Source organism: Maridesulfovibrio zosterae DSM 11974 (assembly GCF_000425265.1).
Taxonomy (GTDB): domain Bacteria; phylum Desulfobacterota; class Desulfovibrionia; order Desulfovibrionales; family Desulfovibrionaceae; genus Maridesulfovibrio; species Maridesulfovibrio zosterae.
In genome coordinates this window covers 194,770-220,811 of record NZ_KE384342.1, presented here as the reverse complement: position 1 = coordinate 220,811, position 26,042 = coordinate 194,770, and the positions used below count along the sequence as shown (strand labels likewise).

Sequence of the window (26,042 nt, the reverse complement as noted above, 5' to 3'; positions counted from 1 at the left end):
GCTACTGAAAAAAAACCTTCAATTCTTTTTGAAGCCTCATTACGTAACAGCATAAATATGCAGGGGTATTACTCGCAGCAGTTATTTCTATACTTTTAGCAACCAAACTTAAATCTGCAAGACCTACATTACATAATGCTCCACGCAACTTATGAGCATTAACAATTATTTCTTCAAAGTCGCCTTCATCTATAGCATCATCAAGAATCATCAAAATATTTTTAAGGTGTCCGGATGACTCTTTAATAAAATCATCAAGTTTTTCAGGATCTACTCCAACCTCATCACGAAGATGTTTTTTAACAACCTGCACAAGATTAGAGTTCATAGAGATCTCCTGCTGTTAGCATTGCCTTTATATAAGCAGGGGTAGAACCCCCTGCTTATATATTTTAGACTATATTACTCTTCGCTACGAAGTTCCTCAACAAGATTTAACAGTTCTTGCACTTCTTCTGAAAGCGACTGAGTTCCTTCTGCTGCCATATGACTGTTACGTGCATTCGCTTCTGTCATAGAATCAATTTCGCTTACACTACGATTGATTTCATCAGAAGTCGCAGACTGCTCTTCTGCAGCTGTAGCGATCGACCGAATCTGATCAGCAGAATTACGTGCAAGATCAACAATTTCATCAAGCATTTCACCGGAAGAGCGAGACAACTCTGTGGCACTCTTAACAGCATCCACAGTATCATCCATCCCTTTCACATTTTCACGTGCACGCGTCTGAATTCCATTAATGCTAGACTCAACTTCATCAGTTGCACCGATAGTCTTTTCTGCAAGCTTACGAACTTCATCAGCCACAACTGCAAATCCTCGACCTGCATCACCGGCTCGAGCAGCCTCAATAGCTGCATTTAGAGCCAGCAAATTAGTTTGATCTGCAATGTCATTAATAACACCAAGCACATTACCAATGTCAACAGCCTGACTATCAAGCTGCTCCATAGATTTTTTAAGCTGATCGGTACGCCCCTGAATATTAATCATGGAATTAATCACTTTCTGAACAACTTCCGCTCCATCACGGGCCTTAAGCATAGACTTCTCAGAGCTTTCATTAGTTTCACTTGCATTTTTAGCAACTTCCAAAACAGTTGCATTCATCTCTTCCATGGCTGTTGCTGTTTCAGTTACTCTCTGCTTCTGGAATTCACTGCCACGCATTATTTCATCAGCACTACTTGTTACTTCTGTTGTAATACCTGAAATACGTTCAATGACACTTTGAAGCTTATCAGCTGCTGCAAGCATCCCTTCCTTCTTAGCTCCCTCTGCCCTCTTCTGAGCTTCTCGAGCCTGAATTGCTGACTCTTCAGCGATCTGAGCCTGCTCAGTAGCTTCAGCTTCTTTGGCCTTAATACTTTCAAGGTTCTTGGCGAGGGTTGTAACCATTGTGTTAAGAGCAACTTGGAGTGTAGAAATTTCATTTCTACCTTCTGGATTCAAAACAACATCAAGATTGCCCTCAGAAACAGCTGTAGCAGCTTCGGTAGATTCCGATAGAGGTTTAACAATAGTACGTATTAAATAAATACTTAGCGGAATGACAAGAAACAAAAGAACAGCACCGGACCCTATTAAAATCTTAAATGTGATAGAATCGGCATTCTCAATCATGCTATTACGCATAAGCCCTGTTTCGTGCTTTATATTATCAATATATACACCGGATCCAATCCACCAATCTGTCCCTGGAATATACATTGAATAACTGATCTTTGGTTGTACTCCAAACCCTGGTTTTTCAAAAAAATACTTAACGAAACCACCACCGGCATTAGCTGTCTTTTCTAACTCTTTTATAACAAAAAGACCGTTCTGATCCTTTAATCCACTTAAATCCTTGCCCTCCAAAGACTTTTTAGGGGGCATGACCATATTAACTGTTCCCTTGTATACAAAAAAATAGCCAGATTTATCTTCTTCAAACCGAGCTGGATCAAGGGCAGCCCTTATAAATTCTAATTGAACTTCCTCATTAGGTAGTTTCTTCATTTCTGCACCAAGGGATAAAGCTATACTTTGAGTTGCAACCTTGATCTTATCCTTTTGATCTTGAAACATTATCTGTTCAGTAGAGCTTACACCAATAGCCGTAATATCTCTGATAGCCCCAACAAAGGAAAAACCTGTTACGATCACAAAGACAACCATCAAAGCCAATAAAACAAAAAATCTTGCTCCAATTGATAAATTCTTAAACATATGCCCCTCCTTGGTGTTTAATTTTAATTGGGCACTTATTTCTCTACTACTGAAATATGCAATACTTTTTTTAAAAATACACAATATATATTTTTTTAAAAGTATTTTTTAAATTTTGGTACACTACTACTCATATTACCATATAATAAATTTATAATCTCTTAATATTTTTTAAGTAATCTAATTTAAATTTAATCATTTTAAATATAAAAACCAGTATTACATTCTAAAAACTGATCCGCTGATATTTTTATAATAAACACAAATAAATGAGCCGTCCTGAATTATGTCCTATGGCTGAAAACCTATTTCAGGACGGGACAGACCATAAAAAAAGGCCGGAAGCTTACGCATCCGGCCTTAATATCTAATGCAAAAACCAACTATATCACATAATCAATAACGCTGCGCGAGCTAACAATCTGTTTGATAAATGCAACACATTCCTGATGAAGCGGATGAACTGCATAGGTATGAAGATCTTCCTTGCTATCAAATTCAGAATAAAGAACAACAGAACAGTCAGGTTCAGCCTGAAAAATATCTGCACTGACTTCCAGATGTTTAAGAACTTCAATTTTACCATTAAGATTCTCAAGCATTTCCTTCATTTTAGAAGCATTCTCTGCTGCAGTTCCACCAGCAGCTTCTTCTTTAAGCGTCCACATTACAATATGTTTAATCATTATCCCTCCGTTTCCAAGTGCATATTAATACGAACAATGGTCTGAATTTAATCAGAACGCATATTTAGTACTATTTTTTAAAGTGATGCAAGTCTTTATTCACCACTCCTCAATTCTTCTACAAGTGCTACGAGTGAATCAACTTCGCGAGATAGATCCTTAGCAGCTTCAGCAGCCTGCATACTGTTACGGGCATTATCTTCAGTCATTGAATCAATTTCAGAAATACTACGGTTAATTTCGTCAGAAGTCGCTGATTGCTCCTCTGCTGCTGTTGCAATTGACTGGACTTGCCCTGCTGCATTTGATGCAAGATCAACTATTTCTGCCAAAACTTCACCTGATGAACGGGAATTATCTGTAGCTTTAGAAATAGCTGCTACGGCAGAATGCATACCAGTTATATTTTGTTGAGCAAGTGTCTGAATGGAAGTTATACTTTTATGAACTTCATCAGTTGCTCCGATAGTCTTCTCAGCAAGTTTACGAACCTCATCAGCCACGACAGCAAACCCGCGACCGGCATCACCGGCACGAGCAGCTTCAATCGCTGCATTAAGAGCAAGAAGATTTGTCTGATCAGCAATATCATTAATTACACTCATAACATTACCAATTTCAATAGACTGTGTATTAAGCTCATCCATTAGGGATTCGAGATCAGTAGTCTGCTGCTGAATTGCAACCATTGATTCAATAGTACCCTGCACAACTAATTTACCTTCATCAGCTTTATCTCTGGTTTGCTCAGTATCCTGATTCGTTTCTGTCGCATTTTGGGCAACCTCTAGAACAGTAGCATTCATCTCTTCCATAGCTGTTGCTGTCTCAGTAATACGCTGTTTCTGAAAATCACTGCCATTCATTATCTCATTAGTAGACTGTTCTACTGCACGAGAAATTTTAACTATATTATTAAGCACATATTCCAGCTTTGTGGCGGCAGTAAGCATCCCTTCACGTTTAGCCCCCTCAGCTTCCTGACGAGCCTGATTAGCCTCAGCCGCTGCAATCTTGGCGACACGAGTCTGCTCAGCTGATTCAGCTTCTTTTTTCTTAATATCATCAAGATTATCTGAAAGAGTCTCTACCATGCTGTTGAGAGATTGCTGTAAGGTGGATATTTCGTTTTTTCCTTCTGGTTTAAGACTGACAGATAGATCACCAGTAGCGACTCTACTTGCTGCATCAGTTGCCTCCTTAACAGGGCGGACAATAGAGCGCACTATGATCAGGCAAAGGGGGGCAACAAAAAAGATCAAAAGAGCTAATACGGTAAGTACTATTATGGTCGTATCTGATTTAACTTCAGCACTTAGGTAGTCGCCGACTTCAACTTGCTTTGCAGCAATATTATCAAGATAAACTCCGGTACCGATCCACATATCAGTTCCGGGAATAGTAATGGCATAGCCAAGTTTCGGCTGCACCCCTTTACCTGGTTTATCAAAAGTATATTCTACAAAACCTCCTCCTGAAGAAGCTAAATCACGAAGATTCTTTACAAAAAAAACTCCATTTTTATCTGTCAAATTACCTAAATCTTTACCCTGGACAGATTTTTTAGGCGGCAATGCAACACAAGTGGTCCCTTCATAAACGAAAAAATAACCGGAATTGTCTTCCTCAAACCTAAATTTATCAATACTTTTTCTTATATAATCTATCTTGGCTTCTTTACTATTGAGATGTCTGAGCTGCTCACCAAGAGCTGATGCAATCCCTTTTGTTGCGACTTCAATTTTATTTCTCTGCCCCTGGAGCATTACGCCCCCGATTTCGTGAACACCGGTAGTAACAACTTCACGAATCTCCATAAGAAACATTGTTCCACTCAAAATGAGAAATAAAAACATCGAAAGCAATAATAAAACAAATCTGCCGCCAATAGATAAATTTTTAATCATACTTACTCCATGCATCAGCTATTAAAAATTCTAATTTCACAACGTCAAGTTTAACAAAAATACATACAACTAACACACTTTGTTATTTATAACTCTTTTAGTGTACATAATAATTATCATATTAACAATATACGTAATTTATGTATTATAATAAATATTTCTATTAAATTATATATATCAAAAAATAATATATGGATTCATATCATAAAAAAAGGCTTTTCCATCGGGCGAGCGAATGGAAAAGCCTTATATAGCGCGGCAGGTAACCGGTGTTTTCAGTTGCGAGGTGAAGATACCGGAATTGGAGGCATAATTACATACCGCTGCGGTGACAATGTCCGCGACTGGCAAACAACGCCGCGGACATTGAATTTATTTCATTATTTTCTACGATCAGCGATGAACTCAGCAATATGGCGAACATCAAGATCTTTACCAAGTTTCTTAGCACCACCACGAATCTGCATTACACAACCGGGGCAATCGGTGAGAAGAGTCTTAGCACCTGTTTCGGCGGCATTTTCAAGTTTCTTGCTGAGAAGCTGTTCAGAGATTTTAGGGAACTTAACAGAGTATGTTCCGCCAAATCCACAGCAGACTTCTTCTTCAGCACTTTCTTTATAATCAAGCCCTGCTTTCACCATCAGTTCACGAGGTGCAGATTTTACATCCAGACCACGGCAAAGATGACAAGGAGCATGATAGGTAACTTTCTCACCAGCAGAATCAAGAAAGTCATCTTCAGTTACGCCAAGTACGTCATTCATAAAGGAACTATAATCGATAACTTTATCGGCAAATTCCTGAACTCTGATAGCGTACTTGGGATCATGACCGAGGAATTTAACGTAATTATGTTTCAGATGTGAAGCACAGGATGCACACATAGTCAGAATATAGTCACAATCTGTTTTTTCAAATGCTTCCATATTCTGGATTGCAACTTCTTTACATGCTTCTTTTTCACCCATCATCTGCAAAGGAAGACCACAACAGGACTGATCCATTGGGAAGTCGAGTTCTACGCCTTTTCCTTTCATACTTTCAACAGTAGCTACAGACTGTTCTGGGTAAACAAAATCCTGAACACAACCGGAAAAGAGTGCGACCTTAAATTTAGGATCTGCTACCTTTGCAGGTTTAACTTTAGCCCACATGTCTCTGAAAGGAACTTCAGCAACGGTAGGAAGTGCGCGGAAGTCATGGTCAGGAGCAAAAATCATAGGCAGGTGACGCATAAAACCGTCTTTTGCCTTCACAGGTTTCTGAGCATGCTTAGCAATACGCAGGAACTTATGAAATAATTTACGATTTTTCATCATTTTGGCGAGGAAAGTAGAGTAAAGGGGATGACCTTCCTCTTCCAGAATACGAGCCTGAATATCTTTAATCAAACCGGGCAGATCAATACCACCGGCACATATTTCTTTACATGCACCACAGTTGATACAGTTCTGAACAAGGTTTTTGGCCTTATCAGTGCCATGAAAGAAGTAAGTCAGGATGAGGCCGATAGCCCCGATATATATATGGCCCATCTTGTGACCGCCAACCATGCGGTAAACAGGACAGACGTTGGCACATGCACCACAGCGAACGCAGCGCAGTACCTGAGAGAACACCGGATCCTTAGCGAGAGCGCGTCTTCCATTGTCCAAAAACACGAAGTGCACTTTCTTCCTGTCATCCTCAGCCACAGCGCACTCGTTGGACCCGGTGACCCAGGTAACATAAGAAGTAATTGCCTGACCTGTAGCATTACGGGGCAGAGCCTTAAGCACACGCAGAGCATCATGCAGTTTGGGTGTAAGCTTATCAAGACCCATAAGTGCTACATGCACTCTAGGCAATGTGGTAACCAGTCTTGCGTTACCTTCGTTAGTAACGATACCGATAGAACCGGTTTCAGCGATAGCAAAGTTACCGCCCGAAATACCCATATCAGCGCCGACAAACTTCTGACGAAGCTCACGACGAGCAACCTTAACAAGCTTCTGGATATCATCATCCTGCTTTTTACCGGTCACTTCAGAAAACAGATCACTGACCTGATGACGTGAAAGGTGAATAGCAGGCATAACCATGTGGCTAGGTCCTTCATGACGCATCTGAATGATCCATTCACCAAGATCAGTCTCAACGACTTCAAGGTTAAGATCTTCAAGATGGTGATTAAGCAGAGTTTCCTCAGCAGTCATGGATTTAGACTTAACAATGGTCTTACAATTTTCTTGCTGAGCAATACGACCGATTATTTCGTTAGCTTCCTGAGCATCTTTTGCAAGATGTACTACAGCACCGCGTTTTTCAGCTTCTTCCTTAAACTTTGCATAAAGCTCATCAATGTTAGCAGCTGCGCAATCTTTAGCACCTGCAATATCAGCGATCAGGCTTTTTTCATCCATACCTTTAAATGCATTGGCGCGGCTACCGCGGTAAGCGACAGCAAAGTTGTCCATTGCAGTTCTGAGAAAATCGTTATCAAGAGATTCACGAACCTCTTTTCTGTATTCTTTTAAATTTTTAGCGTCCTGCATTATTTGTCCCCCAAAAGAAGAATGTGAAGTTCAAGTGGCCCATGCACACCGATAGCTAAAACACGTTCGATGTCTGCTGTACGACTGGGACCAGTAATGAAAGCAGTATAATTGGCTTCCATCATATTTGCTTCCATCCATGATTCAAGATCATAAGAATTATCAACAATAGTGGACTTAGGCAGAACAGCAACATGTACTTCGCTTACCATGGTTGCGAGTCTTAATTCTTCGCTGGGACAACTCAATGCAAGAGAACCTGTTTCAGCAATGCCGTGATCTGCATATGTGAAAGCGATGTCGATACCGCCAAGGTGATTGCGAACGCTGTCTTTAATTAAAGCAAATCCATTTTCTTCACACTGTTTATCGAGAGCAGTGATTTCTTTTTTACTAAGTGCAGGAGCAGAAATAGTTTTACCGGTTTTTGTAGCGCACAAGGCCTCTGCTTTATTTGAAAGACCTTCCTCACAACCGGATACGAGCAATTTACAGGCTTCTTTTTTTCCGCATAAATCCATTGTGTACTTGATTGCTTCATCAAAAGATGAGATCTCGCTGACAACAGCAGCAGCAATCTTAGCTTTTTCAATGAAAAGTTCTAAACTTTCAGCTTTGACTGTCATTTTTCCCCCAAATAATTGGGTGCTCACTTCTGTGAGACCCGTGATTAATCCCGTTTTGCCAAAAGATCCCCTTCCACAAGAATCTGGTGACACAGCCCCTTCCGAAAGGCTGCCCGGGCCGTTTCCAAGAGATTGTTACAGGAGATACAATCTCAACCTTACATTTAAACCGGGACAGGGCTTCCACTCCCCATCCCGGATATATACAATAACTATTTACTACAGTCCGAGAACCTTGACAGTATCGTTAGCGATTTCAAGTTCTTCGTTAGTAGCAACAATTGCAACTTTAACCTTACCGTCATCATCACTGATGAAAGAAGGAGTTCTATCCCAGTTAGAGTTCTTTTCAGCATTAATAGTAATACCGAAGTTCTCAAGTCCGGAGAGAGATTTAGCACGGTACACATCATCGTTTTCACCAATACCCGCGGTGAAAACAATCGCATCGACATGACCGAGTTCAAATGCATAAGAACCGATAAACTGACGAACTCTGTGGCAAGCCATCTCAAGAGCAAGCTCTGCACGTTCATCACCTTTTTCAATACGAGCATGAATATCACGCAGGTCGTTAGAGCCGCAGATACCTTTAAGTCCACTTTCATTCGTGAGAGTTGCAACAACTTCAGCAGCAGACTGTTTGGTCCTTTCAGCAATAAAACCTACGATAGCAGGATCAATGTCACCACAACGGGTTCCCATAATGATACCGCCCAGAGGAGTCAGGCCCATGGATGTGTCGTAGCATTTACCGTTCTTAACAGCTGAAATGGATGCTCCGTTTCCGAGGTGAACAGTAATAATGTTGCACTCTTCAAGAGGTTTTTCCAGCAGCTTGGCTGTTTCACGTGCTACATACTTATGGGATGTTCCATGAGCGCCGTACCTTCTAAGACCGTATTTTTCATAGTACTCATAAGGAACACCGTACATGTATGCTTTAGGTTCCATAGTCTGATGAAAAGAAGTATCAAAGACAACAACCTGTCTCACACCGGGGAAAAGTTCCATTGCGGTTTCAATCCCGATAACATGGCCAGGGTTGTGCAGAGGAGCAAGCGGGATACAATCTCTGATTCCCTGCAGTACTTCTTCATTAACTTCAACAGGCTCGAAGAAAAGTTCGCCACCATGAACAATACGGTGTCCGATAGCTGCAATTTCAGCTTTATCTTTAACAACACCCTTGTCTGCATCGGTAAGCAGATTGATAACTTCGACCATACCTTCTCTATGAGTAGGAAAAGGCTGTTCGCTAACAAATTTAGAATCGGTTTTGTAGCTGATGCTACCCATCTCTTCACCGATACGTTCGACAATACCGGAGGCGAGATCGTCACCGTTGCTCATATCAAGAAGCTGATATTTGATTGAAGAGCTTCCTGCGTTAATAACTAATACTTTCATTTAAATAAGTCCTTTTTCGGCCTGAGCCTGAATTGCTGTGATAGCTACAGTGTTAACAATATCCGGAACAGTACAACCTCTGGAGAGATCGTTTACAGGCTTATTCAGTCCCTGAAGTACGGGACCGATAGCAACTGACTGTTCCGCGGAACGCTGTACAGCTTTATATGTGTTATTACCAGTATTAAGATCTGGGAAAATAAAAACAGTGGCTCGACCTGCAACCTGACTGTCAGGAAGCTTTGTTTTTGCAACAGAAGGATCAATTGCAGCATCATACTGAATAGGACCTTCGATAAGCAGTTCTGGAGCACGCTCTTTAGCGATGCGCACAGCTTCCTTGACTTTATCAACATCAGCACCTTTACCGGACTGTCCTGTTGAATAAGACATAAGAGCAACACGCGGCTCAACACCGAATATTTTTGCAGTCTGAGCAGAACTCAGAGCGATTTCGGCAAGCTGTTCAGCATTAGGATTAGGGTTGACTGCGCAGTCACCAAATACAAGGACGCGGTCCTTGAGGCACATGAGGAAGATACTCGATACAATTGATGCTGTGGGCTTAGTCTTAATAAACTCAAATGCAGGACGAATAGTCTGCTGAGTGGTTGTGATAGAACCGGAAACCATACCATCGGCATGACCTTTGTATACCATCATGGACGCAAAGTAAGTCGGGTCCATCATACGGTCACGGGCATCAGACATGCGAATGCCCTTATGCTCACGAAGTTTAAAATAAGTTTCACAATAATCTTCAAACTCTGGTGCAGACTCAGGATCAAGAATCCGTACATCACTCATTTCAAGACCGAGCTTAGAAATCTTACCTGCAACTTCATCTGCTTTACCCAGCAGTACTATGTCAGCAACACCGCGACGGGTAAGCATGTCAGCAGCCTGAAGAACTCTTTCGCCGGTTCCTTCAGGAAGAACAATGATCTGCTTGTTAGCTTTAGCTTTCTGCACAAGCTTATACTCAAACATTTTTGGAGTTACCTTAAGAGACTTATTGGTAACCAGACGATGTCTGAGTTCATCAGTATTAACATGAGATTCAAAAGTACCGAGAGCAGAAGCTGTTTTACGCTGATCTTCAGGATCAATTCTTCCGTAAAGTTCGCTCAAAAGCTGAGTTGTGCGATAGGTATTTGTAGGTACGGAAAGAATGGGAATCGGAACGCCTGTCCAGCCTTCAATAAGTTTGTGAACGCTTGCGCTAGGCTGAAGTCCACCGGTAAGTAAGATACCGGAAATATCGGGAAAAGAAGTTGAAAGTCTGGAAGCCAGTGAACTCAGAATAATATCTGAGCGGTCACCAGGAGTAATGATCAGGCTTCCATCTTCAATGTACTCAAGGAAATTACCGATACGCATTGCTGCGATAACGTAATCATCAACAAGAGTATCAAGTCTGCCATGACCGTAAAGTACAGAAGCATCCAACCACTTACGAACATCGTTCATGCTTGGGTTACCGAGACTTTCATCTTCTGAAATTCCGTAAACCAAAAGATCGTCAGAACCTCTGGTATTACTTTTAATGCTGGAAAGAATTTCGGCAGCTTCAGACTTACTAGCAGTAATTCTGTTGATTACTGTTGCAACGGTGTCTACACCTTTGTCTTCGAGAGCATCAATAACCAGTTGGGTGGATGCAACAATATCTTCAGCAGTCTTTCCGCGTCCGTTAGCAACTAACAAAACTGGGCAGCTGAGATTTGAAGCAATTTCAGCATTGATATCAAACTCAAAATTCTGATCTTTGCCCTGAAAATCAGTTCCTTCACAAAGAACAAAATCATACTTTTCTTCAAGCTGGCTGTACTTATTAAGAATATTTTCCAGCAACAGAGAGTGCTTGCCGCTGTTAATGAGTTCCCTAGCTTCCTTCAAAGTATAAGCATAGGTATCCTCATAATTGATATCCAGATTAAAATAATTCATGATCAGATTTATATCGTGATCACGAGAACCAGTCTGGTTGTCATTAATGATAGGTCGGAAGATGGCTACATGCTGCAAATCTCTAAGCAACAGTTGCATCACGCCCAGAGCGATGGCAGATTTACCGCTCTTTTCTTCGGTGGCAGTGATGTAAAGATTATTGGACACTGGGATTATCTCCTGTGTAATACGTGAACGGCTGGAAGTTTCAGAGCCGGATATGAAGAGTTCACGCAATTTCTTAGTGTAAGATTTGGGCCGGACGTAACTTTAACAGTCCTACTAACCCGAAAAAATGCTTACCAACCACCTTCTATAAAAACGTTTTTCTTTAAAGTAGTCCAGAGTGAATTTCACTCCGGACTACTTTATATTTATCTATCTATTTACTTTATAGAATCAGCATAGATTTCAAGGACATGCTTAACTTCGACTCCACCGCCGGACTGGGCAAGCATATCGCTGAGCTGCATCATACATGCAGGACAGCCTGTTGCTGCAACGTCAGCACCCGCATCGCGGACGTTCTCAGCTTTACGTTCTCCAATTTTCTTAGAGAGGTCGTAATGGTACAGATTGAATGAACCACCGCAACCGCAGCAACGGTTAGCTTCGTTCATTTCTTTGAATTCATAACTCTGATTACTCTTAAGCAATGCACGAGGCTGTGCAGTTACTCCGAGTGACTTGGATAAGTGACATGGATCATGATAAGTAACGACCTTGCCTCCCTTGGATAGTTCAGAAGGAGCTTTAACTCCTACGACATCTACGAGGAATGCATTTATATCCATAGTCTTATCAGCAATAGCCTGTACTTTATCTTTAAAAACAGCATCTTCGGTATCAATCATCTTAATCCATGTTTCATGGATGGTAGCTGTACATGTCGCACATGGAGTTACCAGATAATCAAAAGTGCCGTTTTCAAATGCTTTAACGTTTTGCTTCATGAGGTCCACAAAAGTATCTGAGTCACCTGAAGCAAGAGTAGGAATACCACAGCAAGCCTGTGCTTTAGGTAAAAAGATACCTACACCATGGTATTCAAGTATTTTGATTGCAGCATGTCCAACTTGAGGGAACATTTTATCAACAACACAACCTGGATAAAACGCAACCTTCAGTCCGCTTGTTCCGCGAGGAGTATCAAGCTGAGGATAATCCTTGCGAAATGGACGTTTTGCTAAAGGCATAAAAGTACGTTCACCGATAAGAGGATTAAGCATAGCGCAACTGGATGCACCTGAAGCCTGATCAGCTACTTTGGTGAAAGGACCCTGGAATTTAGCAGACATTTCTGTCAAGAAGTTGAACAATTTAGGACGGGTAAGCAATCCCTTGAAGATCATCTTCTTTGTCTGAGAAAGTCCTTTATAGGTGGTAACGATAACACGGGCTTTCATGAAAATGTCCATGATCTTAACACCACTGGGACAATTCGCTGCACATGAGCCGCAAAGCAGACATCTGTTAAGCTTCTCATTGACCTGGTCAGCATCTCTGACCATTTCATGAGCAAGTTTCTCAAGCAGCGCAATCTTGCCGCGAGTAACGTCTGCTTCCTGCATAGTTTCGGCAAAGACAGGACAAACAGCCTGACACATACCGCACTTCATACAAGCGACCATCTGGTCGTCAAGCTCCATTAAATTCTGAGCTAATTGTTTGAGGTCATTCATATTGATTAACCTCCAATGATCTTGCCGGGATTCAAAATTCCCTTGGGATCAATAGCTTTCTTCATTCTCAATGAGTAATCAAGAGTAGCTCTGGAAGTTTCTTTTTCCATCCATTTAGATTTAGCCATTCCGATGCCATGCTCACCTGAAAGAGTTCCTTTAAGGGAAAGAGCAACATCAAATATTTCGTTGACTGCTTCTTCAACACGATGGAATTCTTCTTTGTTTCTGTTGTCGCAAAGAATGGTTGGATGCAGATTACCGTCGCCTGCATGACCGAATGTACCGATATCAAGTTTATACTTTTCAGCTATTTTCTTGAGGCCAGCCATCATTGCAGGAATCTGAGAACGGGGAACGGTTGCATCTTCAAGAACAGTTGTCGGTTTTGCACGTGCTAGAGCAGGAAGTGCATTACGTCGAGCGGTCCATAGAGCTTCACGTTCTTCAGCTGTTTCAGCAGCCTGAACAGCAATTGCACCTATCTTATTACAGATATTAACTACTTTTTCGGCATCGTCGATAACTTCAGCAGGATGACCGTCTACTTCGATGAGAAGAATTGCTTCGGCATCAGTAGGAAGACCTGCTTTTGTATAGTCCTCAACATAGCGTATTGTAGCATTATCAAGAAATTCAAGTGTACAGGGAACGATGTGATTTGCGATAATAGCAGCTACTGTTTCAGAAGCTTTCTGAACATCATCAAATACAGCCATCATTGCCTTGGAAGCTTTCGGCGGAGGTACGAGTTTGAGGATAATATTGCTGAACACGCCGAGTGTTCCTTCAGATGCAACCATAAGGCCTGAAAGATTATAACCGGTAACGCATTTAACAGTGCGTGAGCCAGATTTAATCAAATCACCGTTTACATCATAGAAATCCATCCCCATGACATAATCTTTGGTTACACCGTACTTAAGACCACGGAGTCCACCTGCATTTTCAGCGACGTTACCACCAAGGGTGGAAACAGCCTGACTGCCTGGATCCGGGGGATAGAAAAGTCCACGTTGAGCAACTTTTGCTGCAAACTGAGCAGTAACAACGCCCGGTTCGACAACTGCATAGAGGTCTTCTTCATTGATTTCGAGAATTTTATTGAGACCGTTGGTTAATAAAACAACTCCACCGGGATGAGGAATAGTTCCACCGGAAAGATTTGTTCCTGCACCACGAACGGTCAGTGGAAGACCATTATCATTGCAAAGCTTAGTAATAGGTCCAAGCTGCTCTGTATTAGAAGGCTTGATTACGAGGGCAGGCACCTGAGGATCAAGTACTGCAGAATCATAGGAGTATGCATGCAGATCAGCTTCTTCATGCATGACGCCACCAGCGCCTACAATTTTCTCAAATTCTTTAGCTAATTTAGCGTTTGACATGTTTTTTTTTGCTCCTGTACTAAAAACATTCAGTATATTTTAAGGAAAGTAATTCTGTTCAAATTAAATCCCAGGACCGGAGACGTCTCCGGTCCTGGGGGGGAAGATATTTAATTTAGAACAAGTTCGGGTACAATACGAAAGACATGATAGTAGCAACGATACCTACAATCACACCATAAAGCAGGAAGGGCCATACAGTGCGCTTAAGGATCATTCCTTCCTTACCGGAAAGACCAACAACGGCACATACTGCAACGATGTTGTGGATACAAATCATGTTACCCATAGCACCACCAACTGCCTGAGCAGCTACAATGATCTGGTGGGGAAGACTCAAGCTGCTAGCTACGCCCCACTGAAATTCTGCGAACAGAAGGTCAGAGACGGTGTTAGAACCAGTGATGAAAGAACCGAGGCCACCAACAAAGGAGGCGAACATAGGCCATGTCTGACCGGCAAGACCAGATACAGCTTCAGCAAGAGCCAAAGGCATAGACAGATAACCGTTAGGGTTCAAAGCAGTATCAGCAATACCGGAACCACGGAAGATGGATACAAGTGCTACAGAGAAGAACAGAGCAATTGTGGGGTTCTTCATTTTAGCGATAGCTTCTTTCCATGCAATAGCAGCTTTGTCAGCTGGCATCTTGTGGATGAGAATTGTCAGCAAAGCTACGAGAGCAAAAGGAATGGTACCGGGAAGGTACAGATATTTGATAGAAGCATTAACACTACCGAATCCAAGGATTCCTTTGAAAGGAATGGATACACCAGCGAGCATGCCTTTAAGGCCGAGATCAGGAATACGAGTAATAACAAGGATCAGACCGATAAGAATGTAAGGAGTCCATGCACGTGCCTGACTCATGTGAGCTTTGAATTCGCCGGTATTTTCAGCAGAAACAGAACCTGTCCAATCTGCATCCCAAGAAGAAGAAGGACCGAAATCCCAAACTTTTTCAGGAACACAAAAACCTTTTTTAGCACCGACAATAGCGATACCGAGACCTACAAGACCACCGATAAGGGAAGGAAACTCAGGACCTACAAACCAAGCGGTGAAAAGATAAGGAACAGAAAATGCTGTGGCAGAAAAAAGACAGAATTTCCATGCTGCAAAACCTTCACTCCAGCTCTTGTTGTGACCAAAGAAACGGGTCATGAAGCCGAGCATGAAAATAGGCAGGATGTAGATCAATGGCAGATGCATTACAGTTGCCCACTGACTTACGATTTTATCAAACATTTCCATAGAGTGAAAGTTGAGTCCTGGAATATTTGCAGCAACTGCAGCATCAACAAGGCCGGTCAGATATTTAAAACCAAGAATAACTGGAGTACCAACCGCACCGAAAGTTACAGGGAAGGAGTTGAAAACAAGACACATAACAGCTGCACAGAGCGGAGGAAATCCGAGACTGAGAAGCAGTGGAGCTGCAAGAGCTGCAGGAGTACCGAAACCAGCTGCACCTTCAATGAAAGCAGCAAACAGATAACCGATAATCAGAACCTGTACGCGACGGTCACGGCTGATATTCTGGAATCCGTACTGGATAGTTTCCATACCACCACTGTATTGCAGTGTGTATAGAATGATGATTGCACCGAAAACGATGATGAGAATACCAATCGCAGTGATGATACCCTGAATGGTAAGAGCTGCAACATAAGCAGCGGGAAGATTCCAGACAGCAATTGCACCGGCAACAGCAGAAAGCCATGCAACGGGCATTGCTTTAGTAGCAGGCCAGCGCATGCCAACCATCAGAACCAGAGCTAAGAGAATCGGGATAAGCGCTACAATGGCCAAAATTCCTACAGACATGTTTCCTCCTTAAAAGAAAAATATCACTTGGGTTTATGTCACTCTCTGATGAAACATTTTCACCAAACCACATAAGAGAGACACCAATTCAACATTTATTTAAAAGTCGGTTGAAAGACTTCCCCTCCCCTTTCCGCATTGCGGTTCACCTTCAGATCCGCATTAGGGGTGTTAAGGAACGGGCCTCGAAAGGCCCGCTCCTTAACAACGGGTGGTGCTATTCGCCAGCGCTGTAATCAGCGGCAGCCATATATTTCAAGATATCGTAACGTTCGTTGTAATCTTTCTCGATTTTCGCACGATACTCTTTAGATGCTTCAGGATTGGTACGTTCGAGCAGACCGTAACGGTTTTCGCCGGCCATGAACTCCTGCATTGTTCCGTCAGGAGCCTTGGACTCGAGTACGAAAGGATTTTTGCCTTCGTCTGCAAGAGCAGGGTTGAAGCGGTAGAGAGGCCAGTAACCGGAGTCAACAGCCAGCTTCATTTCGAGCTGGGTTTTACCCATACCCTTTCTGATACCCTGGTTGATACAAGGAGCGTAGCAGATAACCAAAGAAGGACCGGGGTAAGCTTCTGCTTCCTGGATTGCCTTCATGAACTGCTGTTTGTTAGCGCCCATGGATACGGATGCTACATAAACGTAACCGTAACTCATCATCATGCGACCAAGGTCTTTCTTACCGGTAGATTTACCGGAAGCTGCGAACTTAGCGATGGATCCCAGAGGAGTAGACTTGGAAGCCTGTCCACCAGTGTTTGAGTATACTTCAGTATCCATTACCAGAATGTTTATGTCGCGACCGGATGCGAGCACGTGGTCAACACCACCGAAGCCGATGTCATATGCCCAACCGTCACCACCGAATACCCAGAAGGATTTCTTAGTGAACAGTTCTTCCATGTCAGCGATTTCATGAAGAAGTTCTGTCTGAGGAGCAGAGTAAATTCCGTCCAGAACTTTTTCACCGTATTCTTCTGAAAGAGCTGCATTATCACGGTTTTCAAGCCATGCTTTCATGTCAGCTTCGAGTTCAGCTGGAACACCTGCTTCAACAGCCTCAGTTACGAGGTCAGCAAGTTTATCACGACGATGTGAAAGTCCCATTTCAATACCGAAACCATACTCAGCAGCATCTTCGAACAGAGAGTTACCCCAGGTAGGGCCATGTCCGTTCTTGTTTACGCAGTAAGGAGTGGTAGGAGCTGATGCACCCCAGATGGAGGAACAACCAGTTGCGTTAGCAATGATCATACGCTCACCGAAGAGCTGAGTGAGAGCTTTAACGTAGGGAGTCTCACCACAACCGGCACATGCACCGGAGAATTCCATCAGCGGACGCTGGAACTGAGAACCCTTAACAGAGGTTCTGCTCATAAGGCCGTCCTTTTCAGGAATGGTCTGAGCAAAATCAAGGTTAGGAATTTCAGTAGGAGTCTGAGTAGCAATTGGTTTCATAACCAGAGCGGACTCTTTTGCGGGGCAGATATCTGCACAGTTACCGCAGCCGAGACAATCCTGAGAGTAAACCTGCATACGGTATTTGAGGCCTTTGACCTCTTTACCTTTTGCATCAATAGTTACGAAGGACTCTGGAGCGCCTTTCAATTCATCTTCAGTTACGAGAACGGGGCGAATTGCTGCATGAGGACAAACAAATGCACACTGGTTACACTGAATACAATTTTCAGGCAGCCACTCAGGAACGTTGATAGCAACGCCGCGTTTTTCAAACTGAGAAGTGGAAAGAGGGAAGAGGCCGTCAGGCTCAAATGCGGAAACAGGCAGGTTGTCACCTTTCTGAGCAAGGATGGGACGAACAACATCAGAGATGAAATCCGGATCATCAGATACGGCCGCTTCGTCTTCAGTGAGGTTTTTCCAAGATTCGGGAACCTTAACTTCGACGAGGTTTTCAACAGCCTGATCAACAGCAGCATTATTCATGTTGACGATCTTGTCGCCTTTCTTACCGTACGCTTTTTTGATGGATTCTTTGAGGTATGCAACTGCATCTTCAAAAGGAATAACATCAGCAAGCTTGAAGAATGCTGTCTGCATAACCATGTTGATACGACCGCCAAGGCCAACGCTTGCAGCGATTTTAACCGCGTCGATGGTATAAAACTTGAGGTTCTTTTCAGCAATAGTGCGACGCATGGAAGCAGGAAGTTCTTTTTCCATATCTTCAGCAGACCAAGGTGAGTTGATCAGGAAGGTTCCGCCGTCTTTAATGCCTTCAAGAAGGTCATACAAATGTACGTAGCTTGAGTTGTGACAAGCAATAAAGTCTGCGCTGGTTACCAGATAAGTAGACTGGATAGGCTCATCGCCAAAACGCAGGTGAGACATGGTGATACCGCCGGACTTTTTGGAGTCATAAGCGAAGTATCCCTGTGCGTACATATCAGTCTTGTCACCGATAATTTTAATAGCCTGCTTGTTTGCACCAACAGTACCGTCAGCACCAAGACCCCAGAACTTACACTGAACAGTTCCCTTAGGAGTAGTATCCAGTTCAGGACCAACTGCAAGAGAAGTGTTAGTGACGTCGTCTTCGATACCTACGTTGAAGTGGTTCTTAGGACCAGCAGCTTTCATATTGTCAAATATGGCTTTAACCATATTTGGACGGAATTCCTTAGAACCGAGACCGTAACGGCCAGCAGTAATAACAGGAGACATTCCGGATTCAACAAATGCAGTACAGATATCCTGGTACAGAGGATCACCAAGAGAACCAGGTTCTTTTGTGCGATCCAGAACAGTAATATTAGTAGTAGAAGCAGGAAGAACGTTGAGGAAAAATTCGGTGAGGAATGGGCGGTACATACGTACTTTGATGAGACCCACTTTCTCGCCTTCTGCAACGAGCTTATTAACTACTTCTTCAATGGCTTCACAACCGGAACCCATTGCAACGATGACTCTTTCAGCTTCATCGTGACCAACGTAATCAAAAGGTTTGTAGTAACGGCCGGTGAGGTCACCAACGCGTTTCATGCAATTAACTACGATAGAAGGGACCTGATCGTAGAAACCATTAGCAGCTTCACGAGCCTGATAGTAAATGTCAGGGTTCTGAGCTGTACCGCGGATAGCAGGATTTTCTGGATTCATTCCTCTTGCGCGGAAAGATGCAACTGCGTCCCAATCAACGAGGGAAGCCATATCATCGTAATCAATTACTTCAATCTTCTGAATTTCATGAGAAGTACGGAATCCGTCAAACATGTGAAGGAAAGGTACGCTTGATTCGATAGAAGCAAGGTGAGAAATAAGCGCAATATCCATGCATTCCTGAACAGAGCTGGATGCAAGCATTGCGAAACCTGTCTGACGACAAGCCATAACGTCCTGATGATCACCGAAAATGGAAAGTGCCTGCGCAGCAATTGCACGAGCAGAAACATGAAAAACACCGGGAAGAAGCTCACCGGAGATTTTATACATGTTGGGGATCATGAGCAGGAGACCCTGCGATGCTGTGTAAGTAGAAGTAAGAGCACCTGCAGAAAGAGCACCGTGAACGGCTCCTGCAGCACCAGCTTCAGACTGAAGCTGTTTAACGTTGAGGACCTGACCAAAGATATTTTTGCGACCCTGTGCTGCCCACTCTTCTGCGACTTCACCCATGGTGGATGAAGGAGTGATGGGGTAGATGGCTGCTGTATCACTCATCGCATACGATACGTGAGCGGTAGCGGTGTTACCATCCATAGTTTTCATGTTCTTAGCCATTAAGTAAGCTCCTTAAGAGATTTTAATGTAGTAACCTCACCGAGTAATAAAAAACCTTGCGAAACAATCGGAACCCAAGTGCAAGGTTGAACACTCATGAACTGCTCTTTAATCAATTTACGTGCCAAATCTATTTTTAAATTTTAAATATGCATATTCAGGCACTTAACATGTCAAGACTATTCCCAAATCCTACATACATAACTATCAGTCTGAAAATTAGGACTCTATTATATATTATATGTCTTCATTTCAACCACGATTAAGATTTGCAACGCTCAAGAAATCCTCTTTAGGTATTGCCTGCCGTACATATTAAATAGAAAAGCCTTGTCCTATTTTTAGGACAAGGCTTTTCTTAAAAATCAGACTGATTAGTTAATCAACTATTTTAATTACACAATATAATAAAAATCACTATGCTAATCACTACACTTTTATATCATGTTTTTTAAGTAATGCATAAAAATGGGAGCGGGAAAGACCTGAAATCTTTAGAATTGTCTGAGTTTCACCGTGATATCTGTTAAGCAATTCCTCTAAATACCTTTTTTCAGCCATTCCTTTAAATAATTTTAATGGGGGAAGGTCTTCAACAAAAAGACTGGCAACAGTTGCAGCAAATGCAGGTTGAGGTTGAGCTTCATATGATTCTGATTTCTCAGACAGCCCTTTATTCTCTCTATTTGAATTTTCATTAAGCGAATTATCAGCGTAGCTTTTCTTCTCAAGATTAAATTTAGCCATTTTAATACGCAAAGCATCCGAAAGATGCATGGCGTAAATAGTGTTTCCACTACCGGATGCGACAAAGGCCTGCTCAACAATATTAAACAGCTGACGTACGTTTCCAGGCCAATCATAATTTTCCAAAACATCATAAAAATCAGAATTGGCAACTTTAGGAGGAACACCATATTGGGTGCTCAAACGTGAGAGATGATGAGCCGTAAGTTCCCTTATATCCCCTTCCCTTTCACGTAACGGAGGAAGATAAATATAAATTGTCTGTATCCTGTAAAGAAGATCCTGCCGAAACTCACCTCGAGCAACCATCGCCTCAAGATCACGATTGGTAGCAGCTACAAGACGAAAATCACTTTTGAACTCTCTATTTTCTCCTACAGGACGATATGTACGTTCCTGCAGAACTCTCAAAAATGATTTCTGCACAGCAAGCGGCATCTCGCCGACTTCATCCAGAAACAATGTACCTTTATCAGCTAATGGGATTAGCCCCTTTCGATCAGCCTGCGCTCCGGTAAACGAACCACGTTTGTGACCAAAAAGAGTACTTTCCACCAACGTCTCAGTAAGTGATGCACAATCAACAATTACAAAATTATTATTTGCACGCCTTGAATTATCATGAATAGTACGGGCGAAAAGCTCTTTACCAGTTCCAGTCTCTCCGTTGACAAGCACATTTGCATCTGAACCGGATGCATGAGCAACAAGATCATAACAACTCTTAATTTCGGCACTTTTTCCAACGATATTATCAAGGTTAAGTGCAACGCACTGTGCCCTGTTTTTCTTTTCATTATGAAATTCAAGCGCACGCCGCATGGAAAGTGATATTTGCTTTACAGATGAAGGTTTCACAAGAAAATCCCATGCTCCCCCCTGAATGGCTAGCTCTGCACCATCAGCATCTCCCTTACCAGTCAGGATAATAACCTCTGGATTTCCTGCTGAGTCCTTAACCTGCTGCAAGTAATCGAGACCATTACCATCCGGAAGTGAAATATCCAGAAACACCAGATCAAATTCACTTTTTGTTACCTTTGCGACTCCGTCTTTAAGATTATATGCACTTACAGAATCGTGCCCTGTGCGGGCAATAAGGCTTTCAATAGTCTCGCAGACCTGAACATCATCATCAATAATCAGGATTCTACCCATTTATATTCTCCGCTGAAGTAAGAACTTCCCTTACAGCATCTGCAATTAATGTTTTATTATATGGTTTCAATAAAATCTTTTTAACATTCTTTATATCGCTATCGGCATCAGTAACATATTCCAGAACTGCGCGACGTCCTGAAACGACCATCACAGGAAGCTTCGGTGCAACAGCATGTACCTGACGGGCCAACTCAATACCATTGGTATGCGGCATATCATAATCTGTTATCATTAAATCGAATTTGTCAGGATGCTTGCCTACTAATATAAATGCCTCCTTAGGGGAAGCCATTGCAGTAACTTGATACCCCAGACTTTCAAGTATGCGGGGAGTTGTCTCAAGTTGATCCTCATCATCCTCTACAAAAAGAATATTTTCCTGACCAAGAGGCAATGATCCAAAACTTTTACGTTGCACATCCCTAAGTTGTCCCTGAACAGGAAGATATATTTCAAATGTTGTTTTCACATTCGGTGTACTGTTAACTGAGATTCCCCCGCCATGCCCCTTAATCAGACCATGAACAACCGCAAGGCCCAGTCCTGTTCCCTCTGCTTTTCCTTTAGTGGTAAAGAAGGGATCAAAAATTTTATCAAGAATTTCGACGGGAATACCTGGACCGTTATCAGAAATTTCAAGACGCAGATAAACTCCGGGCGCAACACGCATGAATTGAGCTTGTTCATCACTTACTTCAACAGTTGTAAGTGAAACCTCAATACGCCCTCCTCCTCCACGTAACGACTGGAAAGAATTGGTACACAAATTCATAATAACCTGATGAATCTGGGTAGGATCAGCCATAATCAAAGGAGCGCCTTCAGGAACTTTGGCCTTAACAGCAATATTTCTTGGCAATGAAGCCATAATAAAATCAACCGTTTCTTTTACCACTTCACCTATATCAGTAGGTTTAAAACCTTCCTGTGAAGGACGACTGAAGGTAAGTATTTGCTTAACAACCCGGCTACCACGCTGAGCAGCTTTGATAGCCCGGTCAAGATCTTTCCATGTAATGGTCCCTTCATCAATGTCAGTCAATGCAAGTTCCACTGAGTTCATAATAGAAGTCAGAATATTATTGAAGTCATGCGATATGCCGCCCGCTAGAGTACCGATTGCTTCCATCTTCTGAGATTGGAGCAGCTGTTTTTCAAGGTTAACTTTACGAGTGACATCCTGAGCAGTAGAGAGTGTTCCGACAACCTGAGCCCGCTCATTATAAAGCGGAACTTTGTTAATTTCTAACCAGACAGGTTCACAACCTTCACGGTTCATAGCCCAACTGATACGCAAAAGGGGTCTACCAGTCTCAATAACTTCCTTATCCCAGAGAGCAGCTTTAGCTGTAAATCTTTTATCCGTCTTAAGTTCTTCATCGCTCTTTCCTATTATGGTTGACGGGGAAGTGAGTTCAAAAAAATCAGTAAAAAACCGATTCGCCCCAAGATACCTTTGTCGCTTGTCTTTCCAGCATATAAGCAAAGGCAAAGTATCCATCAGAATTTCCTGAAACGCCAACTGAGCTGTTATCCTCTTCTCAATTTTACGCCGCTGAATTATAGAAATGACCAGCATAACAAGAATCATGGATAGAACCAGAATAGAAACAATAATGTTCCAGAAAACCTTCTTGTTGAGCTTATAAAAATAGTCGGGAGTATTTATTATAATGCTATCTTCAGGAAGAAGTTCCTGATCAATCTTGAATCTCTCCAATACATTGTAATCAAACATAAATTTTTCATTAGTAGGCGTAACCACCCGTATATGTGGCATTTTCCCTTTCTTGAGGATAGAGACTACCATATTAGCAGCCTGAGACCCCTGTTCCAATCCAGAAAGAAGCTTGCCACCAACAATTCCGTGCCCAAGCAGAAACTCCCAGATACTGAAAATCATAACATCAGTATTATCACAAAGAATTTCCAAAACCTCTTCAGCAGTATAAAGCTCGCCGTGCGCCCCTTTATAAAAGGGTGTAAAAAGCAAAATTTCATTGCGATCCATGTCACGAGCTTTAGCAAGAAGATCATCAAGAGGCAGATCATCCCAATATTCAAATTTGAGTCTATCACTAAATTCAGGTTCAGCCTTCCTAATCTGCTCTAAAATTGCTTTGGATGTAACGGACTTGTCACCAACGACCACGACTCTTTTCAGATCAGGAATAATCTTCGAAACCATGTTAAGATTAGACCTCATATCAGGATGCTCCAGAACACCTGCATAATTATCCTTACCGGAAATAAAACTTGGTTTAAAATCATTGATACCACAAAATATAACAGGAACATCCGGGAACAAGTCTTCCTGATATTTAAGAATAAAATTCAAAGCATTATTATCAGACACAATGATTGCAGAAAATTTGTATCCTCTATATTTATAGGCATAATATGAATGAAGAATATCCATGAATTTTGTACCGTAAAAACGCTTAGTGTCCATATATTCAATATGTAAATCTACTGTTAATCCACTGGAATTAAGTACATCTCTAACTCCACTTAAAATATCATCAGACCATGCATAACCATTCTGATACGAATTCAGAAAAAGTACGTTAAATTTTTCATTCTCCGCAAAGGCACTTGAAGAATAAGATATTATTAATAACAAAGTAATTATCGTGAAAAAATGTCTCACTTACAAAATTCTCCCGTTTCAGGAAATTGAAACGTTTTCAGCTAGGGTATTTAATCAACTGTAATCAGAAAAAATCTTCATTTCAGGCTTTATCTGCATACAAGAATTATACCTAAGTTACATTACATATACATATTGAATAAGACATGCTAACTGCTCCTTACCACATATTTTTGGAGAAAAAATGATAAAAATTATAATCTTTATACTAATTCTGTGTTTCACGCCCATTACTTTACTGTTTGGCCCTTCAACTATGAACGTAGATGCAAAGCAGCCCACTACTAACCCGATCACGGTGAAACTTACAGCCAGTCAGGTTGGCCCCCTTGAAAACGATAATGTCGATCTAGGAGTCTCTAATATTAAATATCTTGGCACGTTACTATTATATAGCCCTCATCCAGCATTTGGAGGATTTTCTGATCTGCTCATAAGTAATGACAGAAAATCTTTACTCGCTGTAACTGATATGGGTTTTTGGATGAAAGCTGATATAAAATATTCGCCTAGCGGTTTTCTACGCACAGTTTCAGAGAAAGCACAACTGGGACAGCTCTGCGATACCAATGGAAATACATACTCAATAAAATATAATGCTGACGCTGAAGGTTTAAGCCGTGCACCAGGAGGGGGATATCTGGTATCTTTTGAAAGAATTCACCGCATTAATTTATTCAAAAATAAAAATTTGAGCTTAGCTGGAAAACCAACTAATTTTACAGCTCCAAAAAAAATTAAAGATCTACCGGACAACAGCGGAATTGAATCCATGCTCCTCCTACCCAATAAGGATCTGCTCATTATATCGGAAGGTGACTCTAAATCAGGTCCGTTATCCTACGCATCAATACTTAAGAAGAAAAAATGGACTGAATATATGTATCAGAGAAGTCAGGATTATCGCCCAACCTCCGCAGCAAATCTTCCTGCCAATGAAGTTCTGATACTTGAACGCAGATATAAAGGCCCGGGCACACTCGGAATAAGATTTAGAAAATTTAACTCAAATGAAATTAAGGCCGACCAAAATGTTCGACCAGAACTTGTTTTTGAGCTCCCGTCTATACTTCCACTAGACAATTATGAAGGAGTAGACACAATCACAACTGAGGATGGAAAAACTTTCATATATATAATATCCGATGATAATTTTTCACCACTTCAACATACATTATTAACTCTTTTCGAACTAAATCCTGACAGACAAAATTGATCGTAATATGTTCTATACTTACAGACATAAAAACATTTTTAAACAATTAAATCAGCCTTTTAGTCAACACGGCGAAAGAATTGATTATTTAAGGAAAATCTAAAATTATATCATTTATTTTTAAAGATTCATTGTTTTGTCATGCAATAGGAGTTATTATATTTCTAAATACAACTCATAGAAAAGGAGCGCCCTATGAAGGAAGACAAGAATGTTAAGAAGAAATTGGATTTGCCAGTGTGTATGATGAAAAACATCATAAGTAAACATGAGTATTTAGTAATGACACCTGACAGCT

The 26,042-nt window shown here is 41.7% G+C and carries 15 protein-coding genes; 1 reads left to right on the top strand and 14 read right to left on the bottom strand.

All coding sequences use genetic code 11. The features are described 5' to 3' along the window. Nucleotide 1 precedes the first annotated feature (1 nt). The 14 genes from H589_RS0112500 to H589_RS0112435 all read right to left on the bottom strand — a co-directional run bounded on the left by H589_RS0112500 (nt 2) and on the right by H589_RS0112435 (nt 24,528). The gene (locus H589_RS0112500) at nt 2-328 is read right to left on the bottom strand and encodes an Hpt domain-containing protein (RefSeq protein WP_027722332.1); all 327 of its coding nucleotides are present in this window, start codon (nt 326-328) and stop codon (nt 2-4) included. 74 nt (nt 329-402) lie between these two features. Then, nucleotides 403-2,214, bottom strand: a complete 1,812-nt coding sequence (locus H589_RS0112495; protein WP_027722331.1) for a methyl-accepting chemotaxis protein — start codon at nt 2,212-2,214, stop codon at nt 403-405. A gap of 383 nt (nt 2,215-2,597) precedes the next feature. Then, the gene (locus H589_RS0112490) at nt 2,598-2,900 is read right to left on the bottom strand and encodes a Dabb family protein (RefSeq protein WP_027722330.1); all 303 of its coding nucleotides are present in this window, start codon (nt 2,898-2,900) and stop codon (nt 2,598-2,600) included. A gap of 95 nt (nt 2,901-2,995) precedes the next feature. Next, entirely contained in the window at nt 2,996-4,807 is a 1,812-nt protein-coding gene (locus H589_RS0112485; protein ID WP_027722329.1) for a methyl-accepting chemotaxis protein, read from the bottom strand. A 380-nt stretch (nt 4,808-5,187) separates the two neighbouring features. Further along, a complete protein-coding gene (ldhH, locus tag H589_RS0112480) occupies nt 5,188-7,344 on the bottom strand; it encodes an L-lactate dehydrogenase (quinone) large subunit LdhH (protein ID WP_027722328.1) in 2,157 nt (718 codons plus the stop codon). Next, a complete protein-coding gene (locus tag H589_RS0112475; protein WP_027722327.1) occupies nt 7,344-7,970 on the bottom strand; it encodes a lactate utilization protein in 627 nt (208 codons plus the stop codon). Before H589_RS0112475 ends, ldhH begins: the two co-directional genes overlap by 1 nt. 219 nt (nt 7,971-8,189) lie before the next feature. Continuing rightward, a complete protein-coding gene (locus H589_RS0112470) occupies nt 8,190-9,380 on the bottom strand; it encodes an acetate kinase (RefSeq protein ID WP_027722326.1) in 1,191 nt (396 codons plus the stop codon). Beyond that, on the bottom strand, nt 9,381-11,498 hold the full coding sequence (gene pta, locus H589_RS0112465; RefSeq protein WP_027722325.1) for a phosphate acetyltransferase: 2,118 nt from the start codon (nt 11,496-11,498) through the stop codon (nt 9,381-9,383). 218 nt (nt 11,499-11,716) lie between these two features. Then, nucleotides 11,717-13,012 carry a (Fe-S)-binding protein gene (locus H589_RS0112460; RefSeq protein WP_027722324.1) on the bottom strand — a complete coding sequence of 432 codons (1,296 nt, stop codon included), beginning with the start codon at nt 13,010-13,012 and terminating at the stop codon, nt 11,717-11,719. A gap of 5 nt (nt 13,013-13,017) precedes the next feature. Next, on the bottom strand, nt 13,018-14,400 hold the full coding sequence (locus H589_RS0112455; protein ID WP_027722323.1) for an FAD-linked oxidase C-terminal domain-containing protein: 1,383 nt from the start codon (nt 14,398-14,400) through the stop codon (nt 13,018-13,020). Nucleotides 14,401-14,515: 115 nt separating this feature from the next. Continuing rightward, nucleotides 14,516-16,228: an L-lactate permease gene (locus H589_RS0112450; protein ID WP_027722322.1), complete on the bottom strand. Its 1,713-nt coding sequence runs from the start codon at nt 16,226-16,228 to the stop codon at nt 14,516-14,518. Nucleotides 16,229-16,445: 217 nt separating this feature from the next. Next, the gene (nifJ, locus tag H589_RS0112445) at nt 16,446-19,970 is read right to left on the bottom strand and encodes a pyruvate:ferredoxin (flavodoxin) oxidoreductase (RefSeq protein ID WP_027722321.1); all 3,525 of its coding nucleotides are present in this window, start codon (nt 19,968-19,970) and stop codon (nt 16,446-16,448) included. 429 nt (nt 19,971-20,399) lie between these two features. Beyond that, a complete protein-coding gene (locus H589_RS0112440) occupies nt 20,400-21,875 on the bottom strand; it encodes a sigma-54-dependent transcriptional regulator (RefSeq protein ID WP_027722320.1) in 1,476 nt (491 codons plus the stop codon). Then, a complete protein-coding gene (locus H589_RS0112435; RefSeq protein ID WP_027722319.1) occupies nt 21,868-24,528 on the bottom strand; it encodes a hybrid sensor histidine kinase/response regulator in 2,661 nt (886 codons plus the stop codon). Before H589_RS0112435 ends, H589_RS0112440 begins: the two co-directional genes overlap by 8 nt. Nucleotides 24,529-24,712: 184 nt before the next feature. Between H589_RS0112435 and H589_RS0112430 the strand changes: the two genes are divergently transcribed. Then, a complete protein-coding gene (locus H589_RS0112430) occupies nt 24,713-25,744 on the top strand; it encodes an esterase-like activity of phytase family protein (RefSeq protein ID WP_027722318.1) in 1,032 nt (343 codons plus the stop codon). Nucleotides 25,745-26,042 lie beyond the last annotated feature (298 nt).

Coding starts and splice junctions, on each gene's coding strand:
- H589_RS0112500 (WP_027722332.1), bottom strand. CDS start 328: ATGAACTCTAATCTTGTGCAGGTTGTTAAAAAACATCTTCGTGATGAG.
- H589_RS0112495 (WP_027722331.1), bottom strand. CDS start 2,214: ATGTTTAAGAATTTATCAATTGGAGCAAGATTTTTTGTTTTATTGGCT.
- H589_RS0112490 (WP_027722330.1), bottom strand. CDS start 2,900: ATGATTAAACATATTGTAATGTGGACGCTTAAAGAAGAAGCTGCTGGT.
- H589_RS0112485 (WP_027722329.1), bottom strand. CDS start 4,807: ATGATTAAAAATTTATCTATTGGCGGCAGATTTGTTTTATTATTGCTT.
- ldhH (WP_027722328.1), bottom strand. CDS start 7,344: ATGCAGGACGCTAAAAATTTAAAAGAATACAGAAAAGAGGTTCGTGAA.
- H589_RS0112475 (WP_027722327.1), bottom strand. CDS start 7,970: ATGACAGTCAAAGCTGAAAGTTTAGAACTTTTCATTGAAAAAGCTAAG.
- H589_RS0112470 (WP_027722326.1), bottom strand. CDS start 9,380: ATGAAAGTATTAGTTATTAACGCAGGAAGCTCTTCAATCAAATATCAG.
- H589_RS0112460 (WP_027722324.1), bottom strand. CDS start 13,012: ATGAATGACCTCAAACAATTAGCTCAGAATTTAATGGAGCTTGACGAC.
- H589_RS0112455 (WP_027722323.1), bottom strand. CDS start 14,400: ATGTCAAACGCTAAATTAGCTAAAGAATTTGAGAAAATTGTAGGCGCT.
- H589_RS0112450 (WP_027722322.1), bottom strand. CDS start 16,228: ATGTCTGTAGGAATTTTGGCCATTGTAGCGCTTATCCCGATTCTCTTA.
- nifJ (WP_027722321.1), bottom strand. CDS start 19,970: ATGGCTAAGAACATGAAAACTATGGATGGTAACACCGCTACCGCTCAC.
- H589_RS0112440 (WP_027722320.1), bottom strand. CDS start 21,875: ATGGGTAGAATCCTGATTATTGATGATGATGTTCAGGTCTGCGAGACT.
- H589_RS0112430 (WP_027722318.1), top strand. CDS start 24,713: ATGATAAAAATTATAATCTTTATACTAATTCTGTGTTTCACGCCCATT.